Source organism: Longitalea luteola (assembly GCF_017356035.1).
Taxonomy (GTDB): Bacteria; Bacteroidota; Bacteroidia; order Chitinophagales; family Chitinophagaceae; genus Niastella; species Niastella luteola.
In genome coordinates, this window is the sequence record NZ_JAFIQX010000002.1 from 293607 (window position 1) to 317575 (window position 23969).

At 45.7% G+C, this 23969-nt stretch carries 21 protein-coding genes; 17 read left to right on the plus strand and 4 right to left on the minus strand.

The genetic code is table 11. From position 1 onward, the window contains the following. Window positions 1–2 precede the first annotated feature (2 nt). From JUB15_RS05375 to JUB15_RS05395, 5 genes are read left to right on the plus strand one after another with little or no spacing between them, the layout of a single operon-like run. A complete protein-coding gene (locus JUB15_RS05375) occupies window positions 3–1085 on the plus strand; it encodes a mannose-1-phosphate guanylyltransferase (protein WP_207511305.1) in 1083 nt (360 codons plus the stop codon). Between the two features lie 58 nt (window positions 1086–1143). Then, on the plus strand, window positions 1144–1860 hold the full coding sequence (locus JUB15_RS05380) for a 3'-5' exonuclease (RefSeq protein ID WP_207511306.1): 717 nt from the start codon (window positions 1144–1146) through the stop codon (window positions 1858–1860). A 45-nt stretch (window positions 1861–1905) separates the two neighbouring features. Beyond that, window positions 1906–2265, plus strand: coding sequence for an MmcQ/YjbR family DNA-binding protein (locus JUB15_RS05385; RefSeq protein WP_207511307.1), 360 nt, complete (start codon window positions 1906–1908; stop codon window positions 2263–2265). 26 nt (window positions 2266–2291) lie between these two features. Next, window positions 2292–3443 carry a methionine aminotransferase gene (locus JUB15_RS05390; RefSeq protein WP_207511308.1) on the plus strand — a complete coding sequence of 384 codons (1152 nt, stop codon included), beginning with the start codon at window positions 2292–2294 and terminating at the stop codon, window positions 3441–3443. A gap of 53 nt (window positions 3444–3496) precedes the next feature. Then, on the plus strand, window positions 3497–3988 hold the full coding sequence (locus JUB15_RS05395; RefSeq protein WP_207511309.1) for a GNAT family N-acetyltransferase: 492 nt from the start codon (window positions 3497–3499) through the stop codon (window positions 3986–3988). Window positions 3989–4447: 459 nt separating this feature from the next. Here JUB15_RS05395 and feoB read toward each other — a convergent pair whose 3' ends face one another. The 3 genes from feoB to JUB15_RS05410 form a co-directional block, all read right to left on the minus strand. Beyond that, window positions 4448–6577 (minus strand): ferrous iron transport protein B, encoded by a 2130-nt coding sequence (gene feoB / locus JUB15_RS05400; protein WP_207511310.1) that lies wholly within the window; start codon window positions 6575–6577, stop codon window positions 4448–4450. A 172-nt stretch (window positions 6578–6749) separates the two neighbouring features. Further along, window positions 6750–8687, minus strand: coding sequence for a glycoside hydrolase family 97 protein (locus JUB15_RS05405; RefSeq protein ID WP_207511311.1), 1938 nt, complete (start codon window positions 8685–8687; stop codon window positions 6750–6752). A gap of 166 nt (window positions 8688–8853) precedes the next feature. Then, window positions 8854–9837: a 2-hydroxyacid dehydrogenase gene (locus JUB15_RS05410; RefSeq protein WP_207511312.1), complete on the minus strand. Its 984-nt coding sequence runs from the start codon at window positions 9835–9837 to the stop codon at window positions 8854–8856. 235 nt (window positions 9838–10072) lie between these two features. On the opposite strand from JUB15_RS05410, the gene asnS reads away from it, so the two are divergent. Continuing rightward, window positions 10073–11509 (plus strand): asparagine--tRNA ligase, encoded by a 1437-nt coding sequence (gene asnS, locus JUB15_RS05415; protein ID WP_207511313.1) that lies wholly within the window; start codon window positions 10073–10075, stop codon window positions 11507–11509. Between the two features lie 68 nt (window positions 11510–11577). Here asnS and JUB15_RS05420 read toward each other — a convergent pair whose 3' ends face one another. Beyond that, window positions 11578–12417: a universal stress protein gene (locus JUB15_RS05420; protein ID WP_207511314.1), complete on the minus strand. Its 840-nt coding sequence runs from the start codon at window positions 12415–12417 to the stop codon at window positions 11578–11580. 133 nt (window positions 12418–12550) lie between these two features. Here JUB15_RS05420 and JUB15_RS05425 point away from each other — a divergent pair, with 133 nt between their 5' ends. The 11 genes from JUB15_RS05425 (at window position 12551) to JUB15_RS05475 (ending at window position 23563) form a co-directional block, all read left to right on the plus strand. Further along, a complete protein-coding gene (locus tag JUB15_RS05425) occupies window positions 12551–13102 on the plus strand; it encodes a biopolymer transporter ExbD (protein WP_207511315.1) in 552 nt (183 codons plus the stop codon). Between the two features lie 201 nt (window positions 13103–13303). Beyond that, on the plus strand, window positions 13304–14248 hold the full coding sequence (locus tag JUB15_RS05430) for an isopenicillin N synthase family dioxygenase (protein WP_207511316.1): 945 nt from the start codon (window positions 13304–13306) through the stop codon (window positions 14246–14248). Between the two features lie 163 nt (window positions 14249–14411). After that, window positions 14412–14903, plus strand: coding sequence for a hypothetical protein (locus JUB15_RS05435; RefSeq protein ID WP_207511317.1), 492 nt, complete (start codon window positions 14412–14414; stop codon window positions 14901–14903). A 126-nt stretch (window positions 14904–15029) separates the two neighbouring features. Next, window positions 15030–15617 carry a penicillin-binding protein activator LpoB gene (locus tag JUB15_RS05440; RefSeq protein WP_207511318.1) on the plus strand — a complete coding sequence of 196 codons (588 nt, stop codon included), beginning with the start codon at window positions 15030–15032 and terminating at the stop codon, window positions 15615–15617. Window positions 15618–15676: 59 nt separating this feature from the next. Next, on the plus strand, window positions 15677–17077 hold the full coding sequence (locus JUB15_RS05445; RefSeq protein ID WP_242696212.1) for a COG3014 family protein: 1401 nt from the start codon (window positions 15677–15679) through the stop codon (window positions 17075–17077). 315 nt (window positions 17078–17392) lie between these two features. Then, on the plus strand, window positions 17393–17728 hold the full coding sequence (locus tag JUB15_RS05450) for a hypothetical protein (RefSeq protein WP_207511319.1): 336 nt from the start codon (window positions 17393–17395) through the stop codon (window positions 17726–17728). 2 nt (window positions 17729–17730) lie between these two features. Continuing rightward, window positions 17731–18141, plus strand: coding sequence for a PadR family transcriptional regulator (locus JUB15_RS05455; RefSeq protein ID WP_207511320.1), 411 nt, complete (start codon window positions 17731–17733; stop codon window positions 18139–18141). A gap of 25 nt (window positions 18142–18166) precedes the next feature. Beyond that, a complete protein-coding gene (locus tag JUB15_RS05460; RefSeq protein ID WP_207511321.1) occupies window positions 18167–20440 on the plus strand; it encodes a PspC domain-containing protein in 2274 nt (757 codons plus the stop codon). Window positions 20441–20845: 405 nt separating this feature from the next. Continuing rightward, a complete protein-coding gene (gene gcvT / locus JUB15_RS05465; protein ID WP_207511322.1) occupies window positions 20846–21931 on the plus strand; it encodes a glycine cleavage system aminomethyltransferase GcvT in 1086 nt (361 codons plus the stop codon). Window positions 21932–22152: 221 nt separating this feature from the next. Beyond that, window positions 22153–22635 (plus strand): SRPBCC family protein, encoded by a 483-nt coding sequence (locus JUB15_RS05470; protein WP_207511323.1) that lies wholly within the window; start codon window positions 22153–22155, stop codon window positions 22633–22635. 178 nt (window positions 22636–22813) lie between these two features. Continuing rightward, window positions 22814–23563: a 2-phosphosulfolactate phosphatase gene (locus JUB15_RS05475; protein ID WP_207511324.1), complete on the plus strand. Its 750-nt coding sequence runs from the start codon at window positions 22814–22816 to the stop codon at window positions 23561–23563. The last annotated feature ends 406 nt before the right edge of the window (window positions 23564–23969 follow it).

Genomic DNA, 23969 nt, shown 5'->3' on the forward strand with positions numbered 1-23969 from the left:
AAATGAACAAACATACTTACGTAGCAATAATGGCAGGTGGAATAGGCAGTCGTTTCTGGCCTATGAGCCGTACAAATTACCCTAAACAGTTCCTGGATATACTGAATACCGGTAAAACCCTCATCCAGGCTACGTATGACCGGTTTGCTGCCTTTATTCCGGCTGAAAACATTTATGTAGTCACTTCCAATGAATATATAAATATTGTAAAAAAGCAATTGCCCCAATTGCCGTTACAAAATATCCTGGGCGAACCTTCCCGCAAGAATACAGCGCCTTGTATTGCTTATATCTCCTATAAACTGCATGAGCTCGATCCGCAGGCTTCAATGATCATAGCACCGTCGGATCACCTGATCCTTGATCCGGTTGCCTTTAATAAGGTTTGTCTGGAAGCGCTTGGTTTTGTTGGCGAGCACAATGCGCTGGTAACGCTCGGCATAAAGCCAACCTATCCCAATACGGGGTATGGCTATATTCAATATGAACAGCAGGCCGTAAGCGATAATGTATATAAAGTAAAGACCTTCACCGAAAAGCCGAACCTGGAACTGGCCAAAACCTTTATTGCCAGCGGTGAGTTCCTCTGGAATGCCGGCATCTTCGTTTGGCAGGTAAAGAACATTCTTGCTGCCTTTGAGAAACACCTGCCCGAAATGTATGATGTATTTGAAGCGGAAAGAACACATTTTAATACCACAGAGGAGATTGCGGCCTTACAACGCGTATATCCTCTCTGTACGAACATTTCCATCGACTTTGGCATTATGGAAAAGGCCGATAATGTGTATGTTATTCCTTCCTCGTTTGGCTGGAGCGACCTTGGTAGCTGGAACAGCGCCTGGGAGAATTTGGAGAAGGACGACAGGAGCAATGCTTACGGTGGCGGAAACGTTATCGTATTCGATACGCAGGGCTGTATGATCCAAACACCGGAAAACAAGCTGGTGCTGCTGCAGGGGATGGAAGACTTCATCGTGGTAGATACCAATGATGTTCTGCTCATCTGCAAAAGAGAAAAAGAGCAGGAGATCAAGGAGTATGTGGCAGAAGTGAAAAGGAATAAGGGCGACAAGTATCTTTAATAATAAAAGTGCTAATTTGAATTGAAAATGCAGGACAGGAAGGCATTTTCAAATTAATATGGTTACACTCAACAATATTCTTTTCCTCGATATTGAAACCGTTCCGCAGTACGATTGCTACGATAAAATGCCCACCGAATGGAAAGCCCTGTGGGATTTGAAAGCATCCTACCTGATCCGAAACAAAGAAGAAGAAACGGTAGAAACCATTTACAACCGGGCAGGGATCTATTCGGAGTTCGGAAAAATTGTATGTATCAGCTGTGGCATTATCCAGGGCTACCATCCGGTAAAAAAACTGGTGATTAAATCATTTTGCGGGGAAGATGAGAAAGAAGTGTTGTTGCAGTTCGCCGACATGCTGAAACGCTGGGCAACCGATGCCAATAAATGTTTATGCGCCCACAACGGAAAAGAGTTCGACTTTCCCTTCCTGTGCAGGCGAATGATCATTCACAATATTCCAATACCCGCTATTTTGAATACCCGTGGCAAAAAGCCCTGGGAAATAAGCCACCTCGATACCATGGACCTTTGGCGTTTCGGGGACTATAAAACGTTTACATCATTGAACCTGCTGGCCTGCACCCTGGGCGTTCCCACCCCTAAGGATGATATTGATGGCAGCATGGTATGGCAGGTGTATTGGAAAGACAAGGACCTGGATCGTATCGTTAACTATTGTCAGAAGGACGTGGTTACCGTAGCCCAGGTTTATTTGCGCATGACCGGTGAAGAACCCATTGCTGCCGAAAATATAGAGATCAAACAATAACATTTAATTACGCGATACATTTTTATATCCTTAAAGTGAAGCGGTATGGACATTGAATCTCTTCGCGAATATTGTTTATCAAAACCCGCTGTTGAAGAAACTTTTCCTTTCGGACCCGATACGCTTGTGTACAAGGTCGGGGGTAAAATTTTTTTAATTTGCGGGCTCGATTCCGATACATTACAGTTTAATGTTAAATGCGATCCGGAGAAAGCGATAGAACTGCGAGAGCGTTATGATTGTGTGCAACCGGGCTATCATATGAATAAAAAACACTGGAATACCATTTTAGTGGATGGAACAGTATCCAATTCGATGCTGAAAGAATGGATCAATGATTCATACGACCTGATCGTAGAAAGCCTGCCGGCAAAAGCACGGGAACAATTGAAAGGAAAGAAGTAATTTTTGCCACTATTTCAAATTTTACCTTGAGCCATCTTCATATACAATCGAAATTACCTGAAGTAGGGACTACCATTTTTACCGTAATGAGCGCCCTGGCAGCCGAGTTTAAAGCCGTAAACCTGGGCCAGGGATTTCCCGACTATCCCATGAGTGCTGAATTGACCGCGCTGGTAACGGAGGCCATGAACAAGGGTTATAATCAATACTCGCCGATGCCGGGCTGGATGCCGTTGCGGGAAGCCATTGCTGAAAAGATCGCTTTTTTGTATAACGCGGCGGTCAATCCTGAAACTGAAATAACCATTACTCCCGGCGGAACCTATGCCATTTATACAGCGCTTACTACTGTTTTACGACCCGGCGATGAGGTCATCGTTTTTGAGCCCGGTTATGATAGTTACATTCCTAACATCATTGTGAACGGCGCCATTCCTGTTCGCATCGATCTGCTGTTTCCCGATTACAGGATCGACTGGGAAAAAGTGCGTGCGGCAATCACGCCTAAAACGAGGATGATCATGCTGAATTCACCGCATAATCCCACGGGCGCCGTGCTGCGGGAAGAAGATATTCAGCAACTGCGCAACCTGGTGCAAAACACCAATATTATCATTGTTTCTGACGAAGTATATGAACATATCGTTTTTGATAATGTAAAACATCAGTCCATCTTACGATATCCCGACCTGGCACAGCGCAGTTTTGTATGTTTTTCATTTGGAAAAGTATACCATTGCACCGGCTGGAAGCTCGGCTATTGTATTGCGCCTGCGGCTTTCACCAGTGAATTCCGGAAAGTGCACCAGTTCAATTGCTTTAGCTGTCATACCCCGTCACAGGTAGCGCTGGCTACCTTTCTTCGGAATAAGGAGTCTTATTTATCCCTCGGTTCATTTTTGCAGCAAAAACGCGACTATTTTCTGCAGTTGATGAAGAGTACCCGGTTTACCATGCTGGATAGCAAAGGCAGTTATTTTATCTGCGCCCAATATGACCGGATCAGTGATGAAAGTGATAAGGAATTCGCCATCCGTATCACGAAAGAATTCGGGGTAGCGGTTATCCCTGTTTCTGCCTTTTACCAGGATGCTACTGATAACAAAGTGGTTCGTTTTTGTTTTGGCAAAAAAGAAGAGACTCTGGCCCTGGCGGCAGAACGGTTAAGCCGTATCTAAATTCTCAGCCGTTTTTGCATGAAAATAGCCGCCTGATTTTTTAAATTAGTGATATGATCTCACTGCTACCAATGCTGCAGGAACATGCCGGTCCCGTACTGGAGATATATGGCCATGGCATTGCTTCAGGAATGGCTACTTTCGAAACGGAGGTGCCCCGATGGGAAATGTTTGACAGGAAATATTTACCACACTCAAGAATAATCGCAATAATTGATAACCAACCGGTGGGTTGGGCCGCGCTGTCGCCTGTTTCAACAAGAACCTGTTACAGGGGAGTGGCAGAAGTAAGTGTGTACGTTCATCAGCAACACCAGCGCAAAGGGATCGGCAGAACATTACTGGTTGAATTGATCGATGCCAGCGAGCGTAATGGAATATGGTCATTATTAAGCGTGATCCATGAAGAAAACCGCGCCAGTATTCACCTGCATGAGCAATGTGGCTTCCGTTATATTGGTTATCGAGAGCGCATAGCCCAGCTGCATGGCGTCTGGCGTTCGACCGTTATGCTGGAAAAGCGAAGTAAATTGGTAGGACAATAAGAAATTTTAGAATAAGCAATATATTTTATCCCTCCTCTCATTACATCTTCTCTCAATCAGACACTATCTGGTAACCATTGCATCTATACCCATTTAAGGTTTTCATAACAAACTTTTTATGCAGTACGGGGTCATATATATGTGTATAACAGCGCTGACAGCCTGATTTTGTTATGTGTTGGTTAACGGAGTCATTGGTACAAACGCAGCCAAAGAAATACACGTAAAATCTACTATTCTACCGAATAATGCCATTGTAACTATAGCATAAAGTAATTATCAGGACGGTTTATTTTTCATGGATTGGACAAAACAGAAGGGGCTTTTTCGCGAGCCCCTTTTTTATTTTGGATTAGAGATTTTGAGATCTTTTGATTTTCTAAGGCCGCACTCCGAAAAGCGGCTTAGTCGCTATTCTCTTAAAATCGCCGAAATCGCAAAATCTCAACATCAAAATTTCTATTTCAGCAGTTGGTAAGCAATAAAGCTAACGATATAGGCCAGACCGGTCATATAGAACAGTTGTATCAGCGGCCATTTCCAGCTGCGGGTTTCCCGCTTGACAATGGCCAGCGTGCTCATACATTGCATGGCAAAAGCATAAAAGATCATCAGGGAAATACCGGTTGCTGTGGTATATGCCTTAGTACCATCCGGGCGAACGGCCGTACTCATTTTTTTCATTACAGTGCGTTGATCAGCGTCTTTCCCTCCTTCAACACTGTATATAATTGCCATGGTTCCTACAAACGCCTCTCGGGCTGCAAAAGAGGCGATCAATGCAATGCCTATTTTCCAGTCGTAACCCAACGAACGGATGGCCGGTTCAATTGTTTGTCCCAGTATTCCTGCATATGAATGCTGCAGCAACTCTGCATCCCGCAAGCGGCCTAGCTCAGCTTTCCGGGTAGAATCGGACTCCAGCCTTATTTGTTCGTTAAAATGGGCTTTTATAGGCTCCGTTTTTTTAGGGGGACCATAACTACTCAACGCCCATAAAATAATAGTGATGACCATAATTATTTTACCGGCATCAAATACAAATACCTTTGCCTTATTCACCATTGTAACCAGTACATTCTTCCAGCGGGGTGCCCGGTATACAGGAAGTTCAAGTATAAAAAAGCTTTTTTCTTTGCTCTTGATAAACCACCGAGCAACGTAGGATACCAGTAACGATGCTAAAGGTCCCAGCAGGTACAATCCCATCATCACCAGGCCCTGTAATCCCAGGAAACCGAAAAACATTTTTTTCGGAATGGCTAATCCAATTAAAATTGAGTACACCGGAAGTCGGGCGCTGCAACTCATTAGCGGAGTAACCAGTATGGTTAGCAATCTTTCTTTTTTGTTTTCAATATTGCGCGCGCTCATGATGGCTGGTACGGCACAGGCAAAGCCGCTGATCATGGGCATGACGCTTTTTCCGTTCAACCCCGATTTTCTCATCAGTTTGTCTGTTAAAAAGCTGATGCGGGCCATATAGCCGGTATCTTCCAGAATAGTTATTAAACCAAACAGCATCATGATCTGTGGTACAAATACCAGTACACTACTTACGCCAACCATAATACCATTAACAAATAAGTTGGTCAACCAGCTTGCCGGCAATTGTTTGCCGAGCCAATGATTCAGTTCGGCGAAACCAACGTCAATTAAAGTCATTGGATAATCTGCCAGCCAGAATATGCTTTGGAATAGCAAAAACATTACAACCAACAGAATCAGATAGCCCCAGCGCCGGTGGAGAAATACATTGTCCAGCTTCTCGGTGAAAAGGGTCTTTTTCAGCGGTGATGGTTCCGAAACCGATTGTTTCAGAATGGCGCCAATACGCTGATACCGTTGCAGGATCTCTTCCGCCTGCGTTTTGGTATGATTAAAATTATTAACCTGTTCAATGGATTCTATTTTCTCCTGCAGCCCGCCATTCAGGGAAAATGATTCATGGTTGATGAGGTAGTGAATGGCTTTATAGTCGCTCAAATGCGGGATCAGCTCTTTAACACTGCCGATGGCAGCAGGGGCCAGGGACTCATTATTTATAAAATCACGTACCGGTGCTTTATAAAGCTCCAGTGCGGTTTGTTCAATGGCTTTTTTTAAAGCCTGAATACCTTTGTTCTTACGGGGATTGATGGGAATCACCGGCACGCCCAGTTCTCTTTCCAATTCGGCTACATCTATCTGAATGCCTTTGTGGCGGGCGATATCCATCATGGTTAACCCTACCACCACCGGAATTTTCAGGTCAATGATCTGGGAAGCGAACAGGAGGTTACGCTTCAGGTTGCTGGCATCGGCAATTAGCACAACCATCTCAGGCGGCACCACATCTTTATCCTGCTGCATCAAAACGCGGTAAGCCACCCATTCATCTTCACGGCGCGGGTACAAACTGTATGTACCTGGCAGGTCGATAATAGAGGCGTTGAGGCTATCTGACAATTGACAGGCGCCTACTTTTTTGTCTACCGTTACACCCGGAAAGTTGCCCACTTTCTGGTTCAGGCCGGTTAAAACATTGAACAGGGAACTTTTGCCGCTGTTTGGATTTCCTACTAATGCAATATGTATCGTCTTCACCATTACTAAAATACCCTTTTACCTAAGCAAAAGGGTTTAAACAAGAGCGCAAATTTACCGATTTAACCGGGCCGGTATTTACGATATGAGTAAAATATTGAAGTAATAAGGTGAACCACCCATCGCACTGGCGATGAACGGCTCACCTATACACCTGAAGCGTCGATTTGTTCAGTTATTCCAGCACCATTACAAATCCATCATGGGCGGCCATGGTGACCGTTTCCTTTTTACCGGGTTTAACAGTTATCATTTGCTGGTCAATGTAAACGTTGGCCCTGCTATTAACCAGGCTGGTGGCTTTTTTAGCTTTGAAAATAGCGGGATCAAGGGTCAGTGTTTTTTCGCCAGAACTTCCGTTTATGCCGGCGATATACCATTTGTTACCCGATTTGCGGGCTATGACCACGAATTCACCGGGGAATCCATCAATGAATTTCACATCATCCCAGGCGGTGGGCAGCTTACGCAGGAAATCTTTCACATGCACTGGCATATGGGCCATTCCTTCGGGAATTTCGGCAAAATGCTGTGCACCTGACAGGAATAAGACCGACAGGGCCAGTTCAAAGGCCGGCGTCGTTTGGCGGTTTATCCGCGGAATTTTATAAAGAGACATCGGCGTAAAATCCATGGGGTCAAAAGCATTACGGGTAAATGGCAGCATGGCGGCATGCGCAGGTTCTTCATTGGCATCTTTCTGGCCAAAGGTTATGTATTCAAACCCTTTAATGGCTTCTGCGCTCATTAAATTAGGCCAGGTACGCTGCCACCCGCGGGGCAGCGTGGCGCCGTGAAAGTTCACCATCAATTGGTGAGCAGCGGCATCCTGCAAAATGTCGAGATAATACCGGATCATCGACTGACCGTCCCCGCCAAAGAAGTCGATCTTGGTGCCGGCCACACCCATTTTCTGTAACCGGCTGAATTCTTTCACCCTGTCTTCATGTGTGAGCAGTTTATTACGGGGATGGTAAGGCGTAGTATTCCAGCTTCCTGCCGAATTATACCATAACCAGATGCCAACATTTTTCTGTTTGGCATAATTCACCAGCAACTGCATACTGTCGTAACCGATCTTTGTATCCCAGTCCGCATCAATTAAGCAATACTGCCAGTTCATATCGGCAGCATAATCAATAAAGCGCTTTTGTACCGAATAAACGGTGGAATCATCTTTCAGCAAAGCCCAGCTCCAGGCCGATTTGCCTGCTTTAGCAAATGAAAAATCCTGGTTGGGAACCGTTGGTTTGGCCAGGTCGGTGCCGAGCGTTGATTCAATAATGGTAGCCAGACTGCCAATGGTTATAATACGCCAGGGCGAATACCAGGGCAGGGGAGCCAGAGGTTTTAAACCACCGCCGGGAATTACCTCCCGTCCATCGGGAAAAGCGATGCGATAGTTGCTGTTGGCCGAATCATTATCCAGCTTGGTGGCGCACCAGCTTCCATCCATATCGGCTTCCGTGATCAGCAGCCACTGACCGGCCGACTGAAACAGTGCAGGATATACCCAGCCTGCTTTCAGCGGCGACTGCGTGCCTGCGGTTATACCTTTCTCATAAAATTCTTCGTAACAGGGATTCACTTGTTCCCAGCCAGTTTTGGCTACGCTCATGGGCTGCAGCCAGCCTTTGGCGGTTGCCGGTAAATGAAAGGAGGTATATTCTGTGTCTACTTTTTTAGGTTCCGTTTTCGTGCCAGGAAAATAATAGCGAAAGGCAACGCCATCATTACTAACCTGCCAGATAATATCCATCAGATCGCCGGCCGCATTTTTATAATGGATCACCTGGCGGTTGGCCCTGTATACATTGTTCCGGCGTTTGCCCGTAACAAGCCGGTATTTGTCTGTAACGGTAGAAACAGGTGTAATACCGGTTTGGGTAAGCGCTTTTGAGAAATCGCCATCAGCACGAGCGAGTCCGAGCTGCGAAGGTTCCAGTACTACGCTGTTTTTATATTGAACCGAATACGTCGGTTTCCCCTCATTGAGGCGGCAGGTAACCTGTATGGATCTGTCCGGACTGGTAATTGTTATGGCGGAAGACTGGCCGAGAGAAACACTGCAGGCAATAAATATGGTGACGCACAAGGCAACCAATTTTTTCATGTGGCAATATCGTTAAGGTAAAAAGATGGTTATTCAGCAACCGAAAATAAGGAATTAAGATAATAAATGTTAATACGACATTTCCAATATAGGGGCGGCTTTTTGGGACCGTTTGTTACTGTTACCCGGGTGCAGAAAAAGGAACCGGTGAACACCTCGTTGCAGGTTACACAACCTTATTTACCAGCGGTTTGCCTGCTTCGAAATCAGCGATATTCTGCAGGGTGGTTTGGGCTATCTGGGTAAGGGCCTCATCGGTAAAAAAACCCTGGTGGCTGGTTACAAGTACATTGGGAAAGCTCGTCAAGCGCATGATGTCGTCGTCCTGGATGATCTCTTCAGACAAATTATGGAAGAACAGTTTCTCCTCCTGTTCATATACATCGATGCCCAGGTAGCGGATAACGCCCGTTTTTAAAGCCCTGATCACGGCGCCGGTATCAATTAGAGCACCGCGGCTGGTATTGATGAGCATGACGCCGGGTTTCATCATGCCTAAAGTGTCGGCATTAATGATATGCCGGGTCTGTTCGGTGAGAGGGCAATGCAGGGAAATGATATCGCATTGTGGTAATAATCTTGTCAGCGGCAGGTAATCGACCCCTTTGGCTTCCAGTTCTCTATTGGCTACCAGGTCAAATGCCAGGATGCGGCAACCGAATCCCTGCATGATCTCACAAAATACCTGGCCTATTTTGCCGGTGCCGATGACCCCAACGGTCTTTCCATTCAGGTCGAAACCGGTTAATTTTTCCAGCGAGAAATTGCCTTCCCGCACGCGGTTATAGGCTTTATGTGTTTTACGGTTCAGCGTAAGGATCAATGCCACTGCGTGCTCTGCCACGGCATGGGGTGAATAGGCCGGTACGCGAACTATGCTTATCTGATGGGCGGCTGCTGCCGACAGATCAACATTATTGTAACCGGCCGATCGCATGGCGATGAGCCGGATGCCTGCGGCTGCCAGACCTTTAATGACGGTTGCATTGCATTTGTCGTTTACAAAGGCACAAACCGCTGTACAGCCGGTGGCCAGGGCAACTGTTTGTTCATTCAACGGCGCTTCCAGGAAAACCAGCTCATGGCTGGTATTGTAGCGGGTGAAATATTCCCGGTCGTATGATTGGGTGGAAAAGAAGGCGATTTTCATGGAAGCAAAAATACAGGTTACAGGTTGCAAGTGGCGGGTTTCAGGGCTGTAATGAGTTACCAGTTTGCCACTTGCCGGCTGCCAGTTACCACTTGCCGGGCACTACCTAACATTCATTAGCTTTCAAATATTTTTTATGCGTTTTATTTCATCTCCTGACTTTGCATCAATACTTATCTTTGCCGTCCTTCTGTAGCGCCCAAAGCGCACAGGAAACCTTAAAAAATTACAGGATATGTTCAACAAACGGGTAAAAGTTAAAGATCTGCTGGCCAGTGAGGCTACCGGTCAGGAAGTAACAGTAATGGGTTGGGTACGTACATTCCGTAACAACCAGTTTATAGCGCTGAACGACGGAAGTACCAATAATAATCTGCAGATAGTAGTGGAGCTGGGCATGTTGGACGAAAATACCCTCAAACGCATCACCACCGGCGCCTCGCTCAAGGTGACCGGGGAAGCCGTACCTTCTTTGGGTAAGGGTCAAAAGATGGAGATCAAAGCAAGATCCCTTGAAATATTAGGCGATAGCGATGCGGAGAAATTCCCGCTGCAACCAAAAAAACACAGTCTCGAGTTTTTACGCGAGATCGCCCACCTGCGATTCCGCACCAATACCTTTGGCGCCGTATTCCGTGTTCGCCACGCTTTGGCATTTGCCATTCACCGGTTCTTCAACGAAAAGGGTTTTGTGTACATGCATACCCCCATCGTTACCGCCAGTGATGCCGAAGGCGCAGGTGAAATGTTCCGGGTAACCACGCTGCCTTTCGACAATCCGCCCCGCAACGAAGATGGTTCCATCAACTTCAAGGAAGATTTCTTTGGCCGCAGCACCAACCTCACGGTAAGTGGTCAGCTGGAAGGCGAGCTTGCTGCCATGGCCTTTAGCGAGATCTACACGTTTGGTCCCACCTTCAGGGCCGAAAACTCGAACACGGCCCGCCACCTGGCCGAGTTCTGGATGATTGAACCGGAAATGGCGTTCTACGATATTGAAGACAATATGAACCTGGCCGAAGAGTTCATTAAATATATTATCCGGTATGCCATGGAGCATAACCGAGAAGACCTGGAGTTCCTGGCGCAGCGCCTGTCGGAAGAGGAAAAAGCACTGCCGCAGGACAAACGTAGCGAAATGGGCCTGATAGAAAAACTGGAATTTGTATTGAACAACGATTTCGAACGTATTACCTATACCGAAGCCATCGACATCTTACTCAATTCACCGGCGTACAAGAAAAAGAAATTCCAGTATGAAGTGAAATGGGGTATCGATATGCAAAGCGAGCATGAGCGTTACCTGGTTGAAAAACATTTCAAGAAACCGGTGATCGTGACGAACTATCCCAAAGAGATCAAGGCATTTTACATGCGGCAGAATGAAGATGGAAAAACGGTAGCGGCCATGGATATTCTGGCGCCCGGTATTGGTGAAATAGTAGGCGGCTCTCAAAGGGAAGAACGCCTGGAAAAATTGACCGAGCGTATGAAGGAAATGCATATTCCGGTAGAAGAAATGTGGTGGTACCTCGATACCCGCCGCTTTGGTTCTGTTCCCCATGCCGGGTTCGGACTGGGCTTTGAGCGCATGGTATTGTTTGTAACCGGGATGACCAACATTCGAGATGTGATCGCTTTCCCAAGAACGCCCAAGAATGCAGAGTTCTAATACATATTGACAGGCATAAAATAACGGTGGTCCCTGATTATTCGGGGACCACCGTTTTGCTTTGAGATCTATTCATGGATAGAAACAATGGGTATATGTGCGTGGTCAATCAACTCACGGCTTTGACTTTTATGAAATAACCGGTCGAGGAAGCGGTGTTTCTTCGGAATTACCATTACCAGATCGAGGTTGTTATGTTCGGCAAATACATTTATAGTCTCTACCACATCTTTACCGGTCAATGGTACATAAATTGGTTTAACATCATCCAGCGTGGCGTCGAGATAAGTTGTATCCAGGGTATGTTCGGCCAGTTCGCGTTCCTCATCTTCCTTATCCTGCACATTTAAAACATACAGGTCAGCGCCGAATTCCTTGACTATATTCTTGATATACGTCACCGGTATGGTTTGAACTACATTTTCAAAGTCACAGGCAAGGCCGATTTTCTTAATGCCATGGTAAGTTGTGCCTGGTGGTACCACGATCACCGGACATTTTAACTGTCGCATAGCAGTTATGGTAGTGCTGCCCATGATCATTCGTTCAAGACCTGTAGCCCCATGACTGCCCATAACAACGGCCAGTGGTTCAACAGAGCGGCAGAGCTGTTCCAGTTCCTCAACGGTTTCGCCTAACCGGGCTTCAGAATATACCTGAATGCTGCCCGAAGTAATCGTTACCAGGTTTCTTTTTATTTCTTCCAGCCGCTCTTCAGCCGTGCGTTTTAGTTCTTCAATTGATACAGTGTTTACAGGTGCCGTAGGCACATCTGTAAAAGTCACCGGTACATTGTACACGTGCAGTAACACTATACCGGCATTAATGGCCTGTGCCATGTCAACGGCATAATTGAGCGCATTGACAGATACAGACGAAAAATCGGTAGGAACTACCAGTGTTTTCATGCTTTTTCTTTTTTGATGATTAAAAGTACTATTGCGCTCTTCCTATTGTCCTGACCTTAATCAGTTAGCTCACTGATATTTAATATATATGGAAAAATTGTGCCACCGCGTCTTATAATCAAACCAATTAGTTATGTCTGAAATTAATATCCCCGGTGCAACCGGAGACAAACCCGGTGTGCGCAGAAGTAAAAAATTAAGCACCAGAGTCGATTTAACTCCCATGGTTGACCTTGGTTTTTTGCTCATTACATTTTTCATTTTTACTACCACCATATCAGACCCCAGGGTAACGGACCTGATCATGCCAAAAGACAGCAAAGACTCTACGAATGTGGGCTTAAGCAATGCGCTAACTGTAATACCGCTGAAAGAAGACAAAGTATTTTATTACCATGGTGAATTAACCGATGCGCTTAAAGGCAGCTGCTATGGCATTACCAATTATTCAATACGTGAAGGGTTGGGAGAAATTGTAAGGAAGAAACAGGCTGCGCTCGACCGGGTGAAGCCAGGTAACCGCAAAGAGCTTTTGTTGATGATTAAGCCAACACCTGAATCGAATTATCAGAACCTCATAAACGTGTTGGATGAAGTAATGATAAATGGCGTTAAACGGTATGCCATAATGGATATAACTTCGTACGAACAGGAGGTGGCCGTTAATAAAAGTTCAGGTAAATAAATGTGCGATAGTTCGCAAAACGTTTTAATGTTTCGGCTGCCGCCAACACCTTGTTGAAAGGCCATTAAAATACTCATCACAGGCTTTACCGCTTTTGCCGGAAATTGCACATAAATTTTGTGGGGGTGATACTGTTTTGTAAATTGTATGTCCCTCGAAGTTTCAGGTAATTCATTGTATAAACCGAATTAAATACATTTTATGGCAATACCGGTAGTTAATCTCGCCGATTTTTTATCAGGCGATCCGCAGCTGAAGCAAGCTTTCGTTAATCAACTGGGTAAAGCGTATGAGGAAGTTGGTTTCGTGGCAGTAAAGAATCATGGTATTCCCGATGAGCTCATTGCCGACTTGTACAAATATGTGCAACAGTTTTTTGCCCTTCCGGCCGAAACTAAAAAGAAGTACGAAATACCCGACCTCGCCGGTCAGCGTGGTTATACTTCTTTTGGAAAAGAACATGCAAAGGGGAGTGATGCACCCGACCTGAAAGAGTTCTTTCAGTTTGGGCAGATCGTCGACGATAATGATCCCGTAAAAAGCGAATACCCCGATAACGTGCAGGTAAGTGATGTGCCCAATTTCAATGCCACCTTTACCAGGGCATACCGGGCATTTGAGAAATCAGGTAAGGCGTTATTGCAGGCCATAGCCCTGTATCTTGGTTTGGATGAACATTACTTCGATAAATATATTCATAACGGTAATTCCATTTTGCGGGCGATACATTATCCGCCTATAACGCAGGAACCTAAATCAGCCATTCGTGCCGAACAACATGAGGACATCAATTTAATAACCTTACTGGTAGGCGCATCAGCAGATGGATTACAAATTCTGACCAAACAAAATGAATGGGTGCCGGTAACTTCCCTGCCCGAGCAGATCGTAGTGAACGTGGGCGATATGTTGCAACGCCTTACCAATAACAAACTGAAATCTACGACGCACCGCGTAGTAAATCCCCCAAGGGAAATGTGGAATACTTCGAGATATTCCATACCTTTCTTCCTGCATCCGAAAAGCGATATGAGCCTTGCCTGTCTCGAAAGCTGTATCGATGACAAACACCCGAAAGCTTTTCCCGATGCAACCGCTGGTGAATATCTCGATGAGCGACTAAGAGAAATTGGACTAAAGAAATAAAGAAGTGATAAAGAGCCGGTTATATGCCGGCTTTTTATTTAACCCCTGCTTAACAGATTGCTGAGTATTTTAGACTCATCAAAATTTAGTTATTCACTCAGGCGCCGGAATAATTAAAGAATAAGGTTTTTCGTTAATAATATATCACTTTAAACCCACATCAATGAAAAGAAATGTACTTTATAATTTGTTACTGTTACCCCTGGCTTTGCTGATAGTTACGGGGAGCATGTCACAAACAAGCCTGGAACCCGACCAGAATCCCGATTACATGATCAGCCAGGTAAAATATGCCCGCATGGCCGATTCAATCAACCGCTTGCACGGCACTACTCCCCAGGAAACATACAAAGCCATTGACTGGATGGCCGACAGACAGGCCGCCCGTGAGCAACGCCGCGCTTTCCGCCGTGAATTAAGGCTGGAAAGAGCCCGGAATGGCTACGGCTGGTATTATAATGACTTCGACTATTACTATCCACGTACCTATAGCAACTACTATCCTGTTTATTCACGTGGTTATGGTAGTTACTATCCTGTGTATTCGCGTGGTTATGGCTACTACCCCTATCGCCGGTATTGGAACCGTAATTACTGGAACCTCGTGCCACTGGCCGCAACCGCTGCTACCGTAGGCTGGTTATTAACCCGGTAATTCTAACATTCCACCGATAATTGTATAAATGGAATACAAAGTAGATTCCATATTAATATCTTGCGCCGATAAAAAGCATCAATAAAACATTACATTAATCAATTCTTCCCTTTTAAAATAAGCAAAATGAAAAGAGTTTATCTGGCTGTTATGGCCCTGGTTGTAGCCGGTATGAGTTTGTCCTGTTCGCATAAAGTAACCCGTATTGACCCCCAGGAACAGGTTGACCTGAGCGGGCGCTGGAACAATACCGATTCGCGCCTGGTAGCTGAACAAATGATCGAAACAGTTTTACGCGAAAGGTGGTTAGGCGATCACCAGGAAGCGCATGGCGGACAAAAACCCGTAGTGATCGTGGGTTTTGTTACCAACAAAAGCCATGAGCACATTGAAGCCGAAACCTTTGTTAAGGACGTAGAACAATCTTTTATTAAATCAGGAAGAGTGCGTCTGGTACAGGGCGGCAAAAAAAGAGATGAGCTGCGCGCCGAAAAAGCAGATCAGCAAACCAATGCTTCTGCCTCGAGCATGAAAAAGTTTGGCCTTGAACAAGGCGCCGATTATATTCTGCAAGGTTCCATCAACTCCATCGTTGATTCTCAAAAACGCAAAAAAGTGGTTTATTACCAGGTTGACCTGGAGCTGACCAACATTCAAAGCAATGAAGTGGTTTGGATAGGGGATAAGAAGATTGCCAAATTCGTGAAAAATTAATTGTACTCAACTGCAGATAACCTGCAATTATCACCGGCATGGTTTTATCATCAAAACATATGATAAGAGCATTGGCAGTTGTATGTCCGATGCTCTTGTTATGCTCCTGCGCCACGTACAATAATCGCATTGGCAGTTATTACGATCAGGTAGTGAACAACCAGTTCGATAAAGCGTATACGGCCATTGATCAGAACAAGCTGTTGCTGCGCAAGCGGAACCGGCTGCTGTACCTTTTTGAAAAAGGAAAAATGGCCCATCTGCTGAAACAATACGATAGCAGCAACCTGTTCTTTAACGAAGCCGATCTTTTTATTGAAGATGCCCGTACCTCAGTAAGGGATGTGGCAGTAGGCACGCTGCTGAACCCCATGATGGAAACGTACAAAGGGGAAGATTTTGAGAAGTTCATGGTGCATTATTATAAATCACTGAACTACCTGGGGCTTGGCCAAAGCGATGAAGCGATGGTAGAAGCCCGGCGTATCTCCCTGCGCAGTTATGCGCAGCAGGACAAGACCGGCAATAAGGATAACCGGTATTCAGATGATGCTTTTTCGCTCATGCTGCAGGGTATCATATATGAGCAGAGCGGCGATGTGAACAACGCTTTCATCTCGTACAGGAATGCAGTTGATATATTCTTAAAGAATAATAACAACTGGTATGGCGTTAGCCTGCCCGAACAATTAAAGCAGGACGTATTGCGAACCGCTGCAGCCAATGGCTTTATGGATGAAGTGCAACGGTATTCAACGCTGCTTAATACCACTTTACAACCCACTGCCAACAAGGCCGGCGGTGAACTGGTGCTCTTCTGGGAAAACGGACTCGCCCCCGTTAAACAGGAACAGAATTTTTTCTTTTCGCTCACCAAAGACGCCATCGGCAATCTTATGTTCACCGATGCTACCGGGGCGGTGCAGGTTCCGTTCATTTTGAACAGTAGTCTTAATAAGGACGATATTAAAGCATCAGACATCAGGTCGTTGCGGGTAGCATTTCCCAAGTATATTGAACAACCGGTATTTTATACCAGTGGTACGGTGTCGGTAAACAATATGCAATACAGTTTTGAAAAAGCCGAAAACATCAATGATCTGGCTTTTGCCACCCTGAAGGAACGGTTTTTAAAAGATATGACGAAAACCCTCAGTCGCCTGGCGATCAAAAAACTGGCAGAAGCAGCTGCACGGCCGAAAAAAGATGATAAGAACAAGGATGAAAAGGAGGCTATGGCTGCGGCCATACAGATCTTCAATTTCGTTTCAGAAAAAGCCGATACCCGCAACTGGCAGAGTTTGCCACATACTATATTATATACCAGGATCCCATTGCAACCTGGGACTAATGAGGTAAAAATCACCTTCTCTGGTCAAAATCAGCAAAGCAAATCACTTTCCCTGACAGTAGAAGGCAATGGCCGTCTGCAGGTGCAAAATGTGTGCACCCTGCGGTAATCTGCCCTTGAGAATGACAATATTTGAGCGGATAAGCATTTCCCAACGGATTGCTTGTCCGTTTTGCTTTTGGGCAGGTATTCGCCCAGTTTTTCTCCATTCATCTGGATTTTTCAGCCACTCATCCAATCATGACAACTTGTGCCCGAAGCCAGCTTCGATGTAATGCTTTGTAAATCAAGTATCATTGGTTAAGCTAGTTAGCAATCATTCAATATTACCATAATTAAAATGGTACTATGTGTTGCATAGTACTAAAAACCGCCCTATATTTGTGTTGTGAAAGGGAATAAAGCCCCGGCTTCACGAACAGCCATGCCAATCGCAATTATCATAGCCATGTTTGTCGCCCTGTTTACACTGGGGCTCACCAGGACACAATCCAAGGGCAGTCCTGACCAGGTGGTGATCATCGGAGGTAAACAATATAACTGGGCCAACAAAAAAGATAATCGCAATACTTTAGTATTGATGGCTGCAGAAACCGATAATGCCGTAACCATAAAAGGGCAACGGTCAAGCACGCCTTTGGAGCATATTTTTCAATTATCAGGTTTATACCAGATCATTAAAGCAGAACCAATGGTAGTAAATAACAATTCAAATAAAAGCAACATAGAACAGGCCATTTGCCTGTCTGAAAAAGAATAGCCATGAATATCGAGAACACCCAAAGTCAGATGCGGAAAGGGATCCTGGAGTTTTGCATTCTCTCAATCATTCGCCGCGGGGAAGCTTACCCGAGTGATATTGTGGATGAAATGAGAGGTGCCAATCTCCAGATCCTGGAGGGTACCCTTTACCCCTTGTTAACCCGGTTGAAGAATGCAGAAATGCTAACCTATAGATGGGTTGAAAGTAATTCGGGCCCTCCCCGCAAATACTTTTCGCTTACGCCCAAAGGCGAAGAGTTCTTTAAAGAACTGGAGACAACCTGGAATGAACTGGCCAATGCGGTGAATACACTGGCCAGTAAAAGGGAGTCGCTGACATCGTCGGCCAATACAAATAACACAACAGAGAGTACCACATATCCAACTGAAACGACCCAACCCAACAAATAACTTCAACCAACAAACACTACTCACCATGAAAAAGGTTATAAATATAAATTTCCAGGGCAGGGTTATTCCTATTGAGGAAACTGCTTACGAAATATTAAAGCAATACATTGAAAGTTTACGAAGGTATTTTTCAAATGAGGAAGGCCGGGATGAAATTATCAATGACATCGAAAGCCGTATTGCTGAATTGTTCTCAGAAAGATTGAAGAAAGAGGTTACCTGCATTACCGATGATGATGTGCGGGCTGTGATGGCCAGTATGGGACGCCCCGAAGATTTTGAAGCAGAGACCGGCGCGAACGGCAATGGCGGCGCCCAAACAACGGGAAGCAGTACTGGTCAACAGCAAAGTTCTTGGCAGCAGTCCCAAAGCAGCCAGGGACCCAGCTATGTAACCCGCGGCCGACTGGTACGCAATGCCGACGATAAAATAATTGCGGGTGTATGTAGTGGTTTGGCCAATTACTTTAACATCGATCCCGTGATCATGCGCATCATTTTTGTGGTGCTGCTTTTCACCGGCGGTTCGGGGGTGCTCGTGTACCTGATCTTATGGGTAGCCGTTCCTTCGCAATCTATTCAATCGAACATTAGGAAAAGATTATACCGCAGCAGCGATGACAAGGTAATTGCGGGGGTGTGTGGTGGTTTGGCAGCTTATTTCAATATCAGCACCTGGGTTCCCCGCCTGATCTTTGCTTTGCCGCTGATCATCGGGTTATTGTCCGGTCCGTTTAACTGGTGGTGGGGTGATATCGATTTCTGGATCGGTCCACGCGTAGTGACAGGCTCTTTAGGCAGCACGCTGTTCGTTAGCTACATTGTTTTATGGATTGCAGTACCCATTGCCGTTACAGCCGCTGAAAAACTTGAAATGCGGGGGGAGCGGGTTGATCTGAACTCTATTCGTGATACCGTAAAAGAAGACCTGGAGAGTTTCAGATCAAGAGCGCAGAACTGGGGAAACGAAGTTAAACAAAGCGCCCAGCAGTTTGGCGACCGCGCCAGACAATTCAGTCAGAGCGAGCGGGTCAAAACCTTTACTACAGAAGCATCCACAACGGCGCGCAGTGCCGGCAGCGGTATCGCTCACATCATTGGCGTACTGTTTAAAGCTTTCTTCCTGTTTGTAGTGGGTATGATAGCCCTGGCATTGTTTGGCGCATTGATGGGACTGCTTTTTGGTGGTGTACCGGTTATGTCGTTCAAAGAGTTTTTGCTGGAAGGTTTCTGGCAAAATTCACTGGCCTGGTTGTCAGTAGTGCTGTTCCTGGGTGTGCCGGTGGTTGCCCTGATCACCTGGCTTATCCGCCGCATTATGGGCGTTCGTTCCAAAAATCATTATCTCGGTTATGTATTCGGCACTTTATGGTTTGTTGGTATTGTAAGCGCCGCCATGCTCACCGGTTCAATTCTCCGCAGTTTTAAATCAAGGAACTTTGTTGAAGAGAATGTTGCGCTCATGCAACCCGCCAGCAATAAACTGTACGTGGATGTAACTACCAGTAACATTAACTACCGTTATTACAGTAACGACTGGTTCGACTGGGATGGCGATTCTCCTTTATTTGGGGCCAACCTCGATAGCATAATGCTGAATACGGTTCGCATCGATGTGGTGAAAAGCAATGACAACAATTTCCAGCTGACGAAAGTTAAATTCAGCCGCGGTAAGAATCCGGTCATCGCCCGGAATATTGCAGAAAAGATCAGTTTTCAAACCTACCAGGTAGATAGTATGTTATACCTGCCCAAGGGATTTTCGATCAGTAAAAATGAACGCTGGCGCAATCAACAGGTGTTGTTGATCTTACAGGTGCCCGTTGGAAAAAGATTCATCCTCGACAGAAGCGTATCAAGATACGACTGGTTTGAGGTTCGGTACAACCATCGCGGTGGGATCGATATTGAAGATACCTGGGAACGCACGTATTGGGTAGAAACCGGAAAAGAATATATCATGACGCCTGATGGCCCGAAGCAGGTGTCTAAACTCGACCCTGAAGCATTACAAAGAGGCGAATATAAAGAGCGGGAAAACAGGAACGATGAAAGCAGTAATGATGACAATACAGAAGAGCGCAATGAACGGGAATTGAAACGGGAGCGCCGTAACCGCAGGAACAATGAAGCTGTCGTTGATACCACCGGCGGTTACCGCTATCGCAAGCAGGCGCCTGAGAAGAAAAAGGATACGCCTGTCAATGTGAATGCTGCATCGGCCAGCGCCGGTACCAATGAAGATGAGCCTGCCACTTTATTTTCAAGCCGGTTCGCCAGTTATAAAATAAACGCCTGATGGAAAAATAAGCAATGTCTGCCCCGGTGAACGTCGTTCGGTCGTGGGCAGAAGGCAGATGCCTCCAGCGTCACACCTCGAGGAAACATGGCATTGCCCGATAGGATCAACATGAAAAATACTTGATAACCTCCCCGCCGCCCTGTTATCCGGTAGCCGGAAGCAGGCGGGGTTGAAGTTGGAACAACAGGGGCCCTTTTGAGGGCCCTTTTTTTTGCAAAACGCAAAATGCTCAACGCCGAACGCTTCGCCTGTGCGGAGATTCGCAGAACGGGGACCGAGTACTGTGGACAGCTAAATGGCAAACATGGAGCAGGGAATTCGGAAACCTGCGATCAGCGATAAGCATTAAGCGTTCAGCCTGATTCCCTATTTTTGCCGCCAAACAAAAACTACATAAACTGTATGAAGAACACGCCTTTTACGCAAAAGCACATAGCCCTTGGGGCCAAAATGGCTGAATTTGCCGGGTACAATATGCCCATTTCCTATAGTGGCATAAATGATGAACACGCTGCGGTTAGAACCAATGCCGGCGTGTTTGACGTAAGCCATATGGGCGAGTTCATTCTGAAAGGAGAAAATGCGCTGGACCTTATTCAACGCGTCACCTCCAACGACGCTTCCAAATTAACTGCCGGCAAAGCCCAGTACAGCTGCCTGCCGAACGAACAGGGTGGTATCGTTGACGACCTGCTGATCTATTGCATCGAGGAAAATAAAGTGTACATGCTGGTCGTAAATGCCAGCAACATTGAAAAGGACTGGAACTGGATCTCGAAATTCAACACTAAGAACGTAGAGATGCATAACATTTCAGATAAGACCTGCCTGCTGGCGATACAGGGTCCCAACGCCACCAAGATGCTGCAACCGCTTACCGATATAGATATACTTAATTTAAAATATTACACGTTTGCCAAAGGCAAATTTGCAGGGGTTGACAATGTGCTGATCAGTGCAACCGGTTATACCGGTGCAGGGGGCGTTGAAATTTACTTCGAAGACAAAGAGGGCAACGCCGAAAAAATATGGGATGCGATCTTCAACCTGGGTGGTCCCCAGGGTTTGAAGCCCATTGGTTTGGGCGCCCGTGATACTTTACGGCTTGAAATGGGCTTCTGCCTGTATGGAAATGACATCGACGATACTACCTCGCCGCTGGAAGCCGGCCTTGGCTGGATCACTAAATTCACCAAAGAATTTACAGCCCGCCCCATCCTGGAAAAACAAAAAGCGGCCGGCGTTGCCCGTAAACTGGTCGGCTTTGAAATGGTAGACAAAGGCATTCCCCGCCACCATTACGACATCAAAGATGCCGCAGGCAACAAAATAGGATTTGTTACATCGGGCACCCAGGCGCCCAGCCTGCAAAAAGCCATCGGTATGGGCTATGTGGAAGTTAAGCATGCTGCGCTGGATACTGAAATATATATCGGCGTGCGCGACAAACTGTTGAAGGCAAGAGTAGTAAAGTTCCCTTTTGTATAGATCAAGTCACAGGCTGGCTGGTTGTTCCCTGCTGAACCGGGAGGCCAGTTACAAGTTACAGGTTGCAGGTTACAGGGCAGCAATTACGGGTTGCAGAAATATTGTCGGGTTATCTTATATGAGCCTTGTAACATGTAACCTGAAACCTGTACCCTGTATTTATACTCTTGGCTTATTTCTTGCTGCTTGGAGAAGACGTTTTTAAATATGTACATGTCTGTATGCCTATTATCCATTTGACAACCTTTATAGCCGCACCTATTGAAAGGGTTTTTGATCTGAGCCGTAGCATAGAATTGCATAAGAAATCAATGGCCAATCACCGTGAACAGGCCGTAGCCGGTACCATCATGGGATTGATAAACCTGAACGAGACCGTGACCTGGAAAGCCAAACACCTGATGAAAACAAGGGTGTTACAGGTGCAGATAACCGCCATGGAAAGACCTTTTTCATTTACCGACGAGATGAAAAAAGGCGATTTCAAAAAGATGAAGCACGAACATCATTTCAAAGCGATAGAGAACGGCACACTGATGATTGATATTTTCAACTATGAAGCGCCGTATGGCGGACTAGGCAGATTTTTCAGCGGGATTTATCTCTCGGGTTACCTCGAAAAACTGTTGGAACACCGGAACCAGGTGATTAAAGAATATGCGGAAAGCAACAAGTGGAAGCATCTCCTGGAAAATAAACAATAGCAGCTAAAGCGTTAAGCAGTATACACATTGGATAAGCTGGCCGCAGGTCTTGAAACATAACAGCCAATCAATGGTCCAGGAATGAGACAAATGAAAGGCTGTATCCCAATGAAAATTTTGCCAATTGCCAATTCTCCATTGCCAATTGATTTAAGTATTTTTGCGGTTTAATTTAACTATGTCAAACAGCAAACCGACTCTATACACATCTCCGTCTCCTGCCTTACTGGATTTATACGATATCAACAATACAATAGTAGTGATCATTGATGTGTTCCGCGCCACATCGACCATTGCCACGGCCCTGCACAATGGCGCCAAATGTATAATCCCGGTCGACAGTGTAGCCAAGTGCATTGAGCTGGGAAAAAAGATCGAAGCGATCACTGCCGGTGAACGGGACGGCAAGATTGCAGAAGGCCTTGAATACGGCAATTCTCCCTTTGAATATTCAAAAGAATTCATCAGCGGTAAAACCCTGGTATTAACCACTACCAATGGCACTAAACTGTTGCACATGGCATTGGAGCGGGGCGCAGGGCATATCATCACCGGATCTTTCCCGAACCTGTCGGCTGTGTGCGATTATCTTATACAACAACAGCAACCGGTATTGCTGGGTTGTGCTGCCTGGAAAGACAGGGTGAACATGGAAGATATGTTATTTGCCGGCGCCGTTATTCATCAGGTAAAAGATCATTTTAACATCAATTGCGACAGTTCAGGCATTGCTGAAACTTTGTACCTGAACGCAAAAAGCGACATGTACGGTTTCATAAAAGAAAAAAATGCAACCCATTATCAACGCCTCACCAATTTCGGGCTGGAGAAAGACATCAGGTATTGCCTTACGCCTGATATTGCCAATGTGCTGCCCTTTTATGAAGAAGGAAAATTGGTAGTGCATACTGGTGAACGCTGGTTATAACCAGGTGAGCTGGTAACCCTCTTTTGGGCATTTTAGCTTTCTTTTAATAAACTAATTGAGATCCCTGTGCGTTATTTGCACAGGGATCTCTTTTTTCAGCACTTCGACGTTCTTTTGTTCTCTGAACTGGTACCATAGCGTACGGCTGTATATACCTGTTGATGGATACCCCTGTAATTAACCTTTATGGTTAGCCGTTTGTTAACCGATCGTAGCAGGCTGACGACTTACCTGGCTGAACGCCTTTCATTGAGTAAAAGTACAGGTTGATCATAGTGCCACTGCTGTTGGCAACCGGCCTGGTTTATAAGAGTAAGCCCTTACGCATGGAGTAAATCATGGTGATCTTTGCCGGTTAATTACACACATTCCTAAAGGTCGCTGCCGCTGGTCTTAATGCATGTAT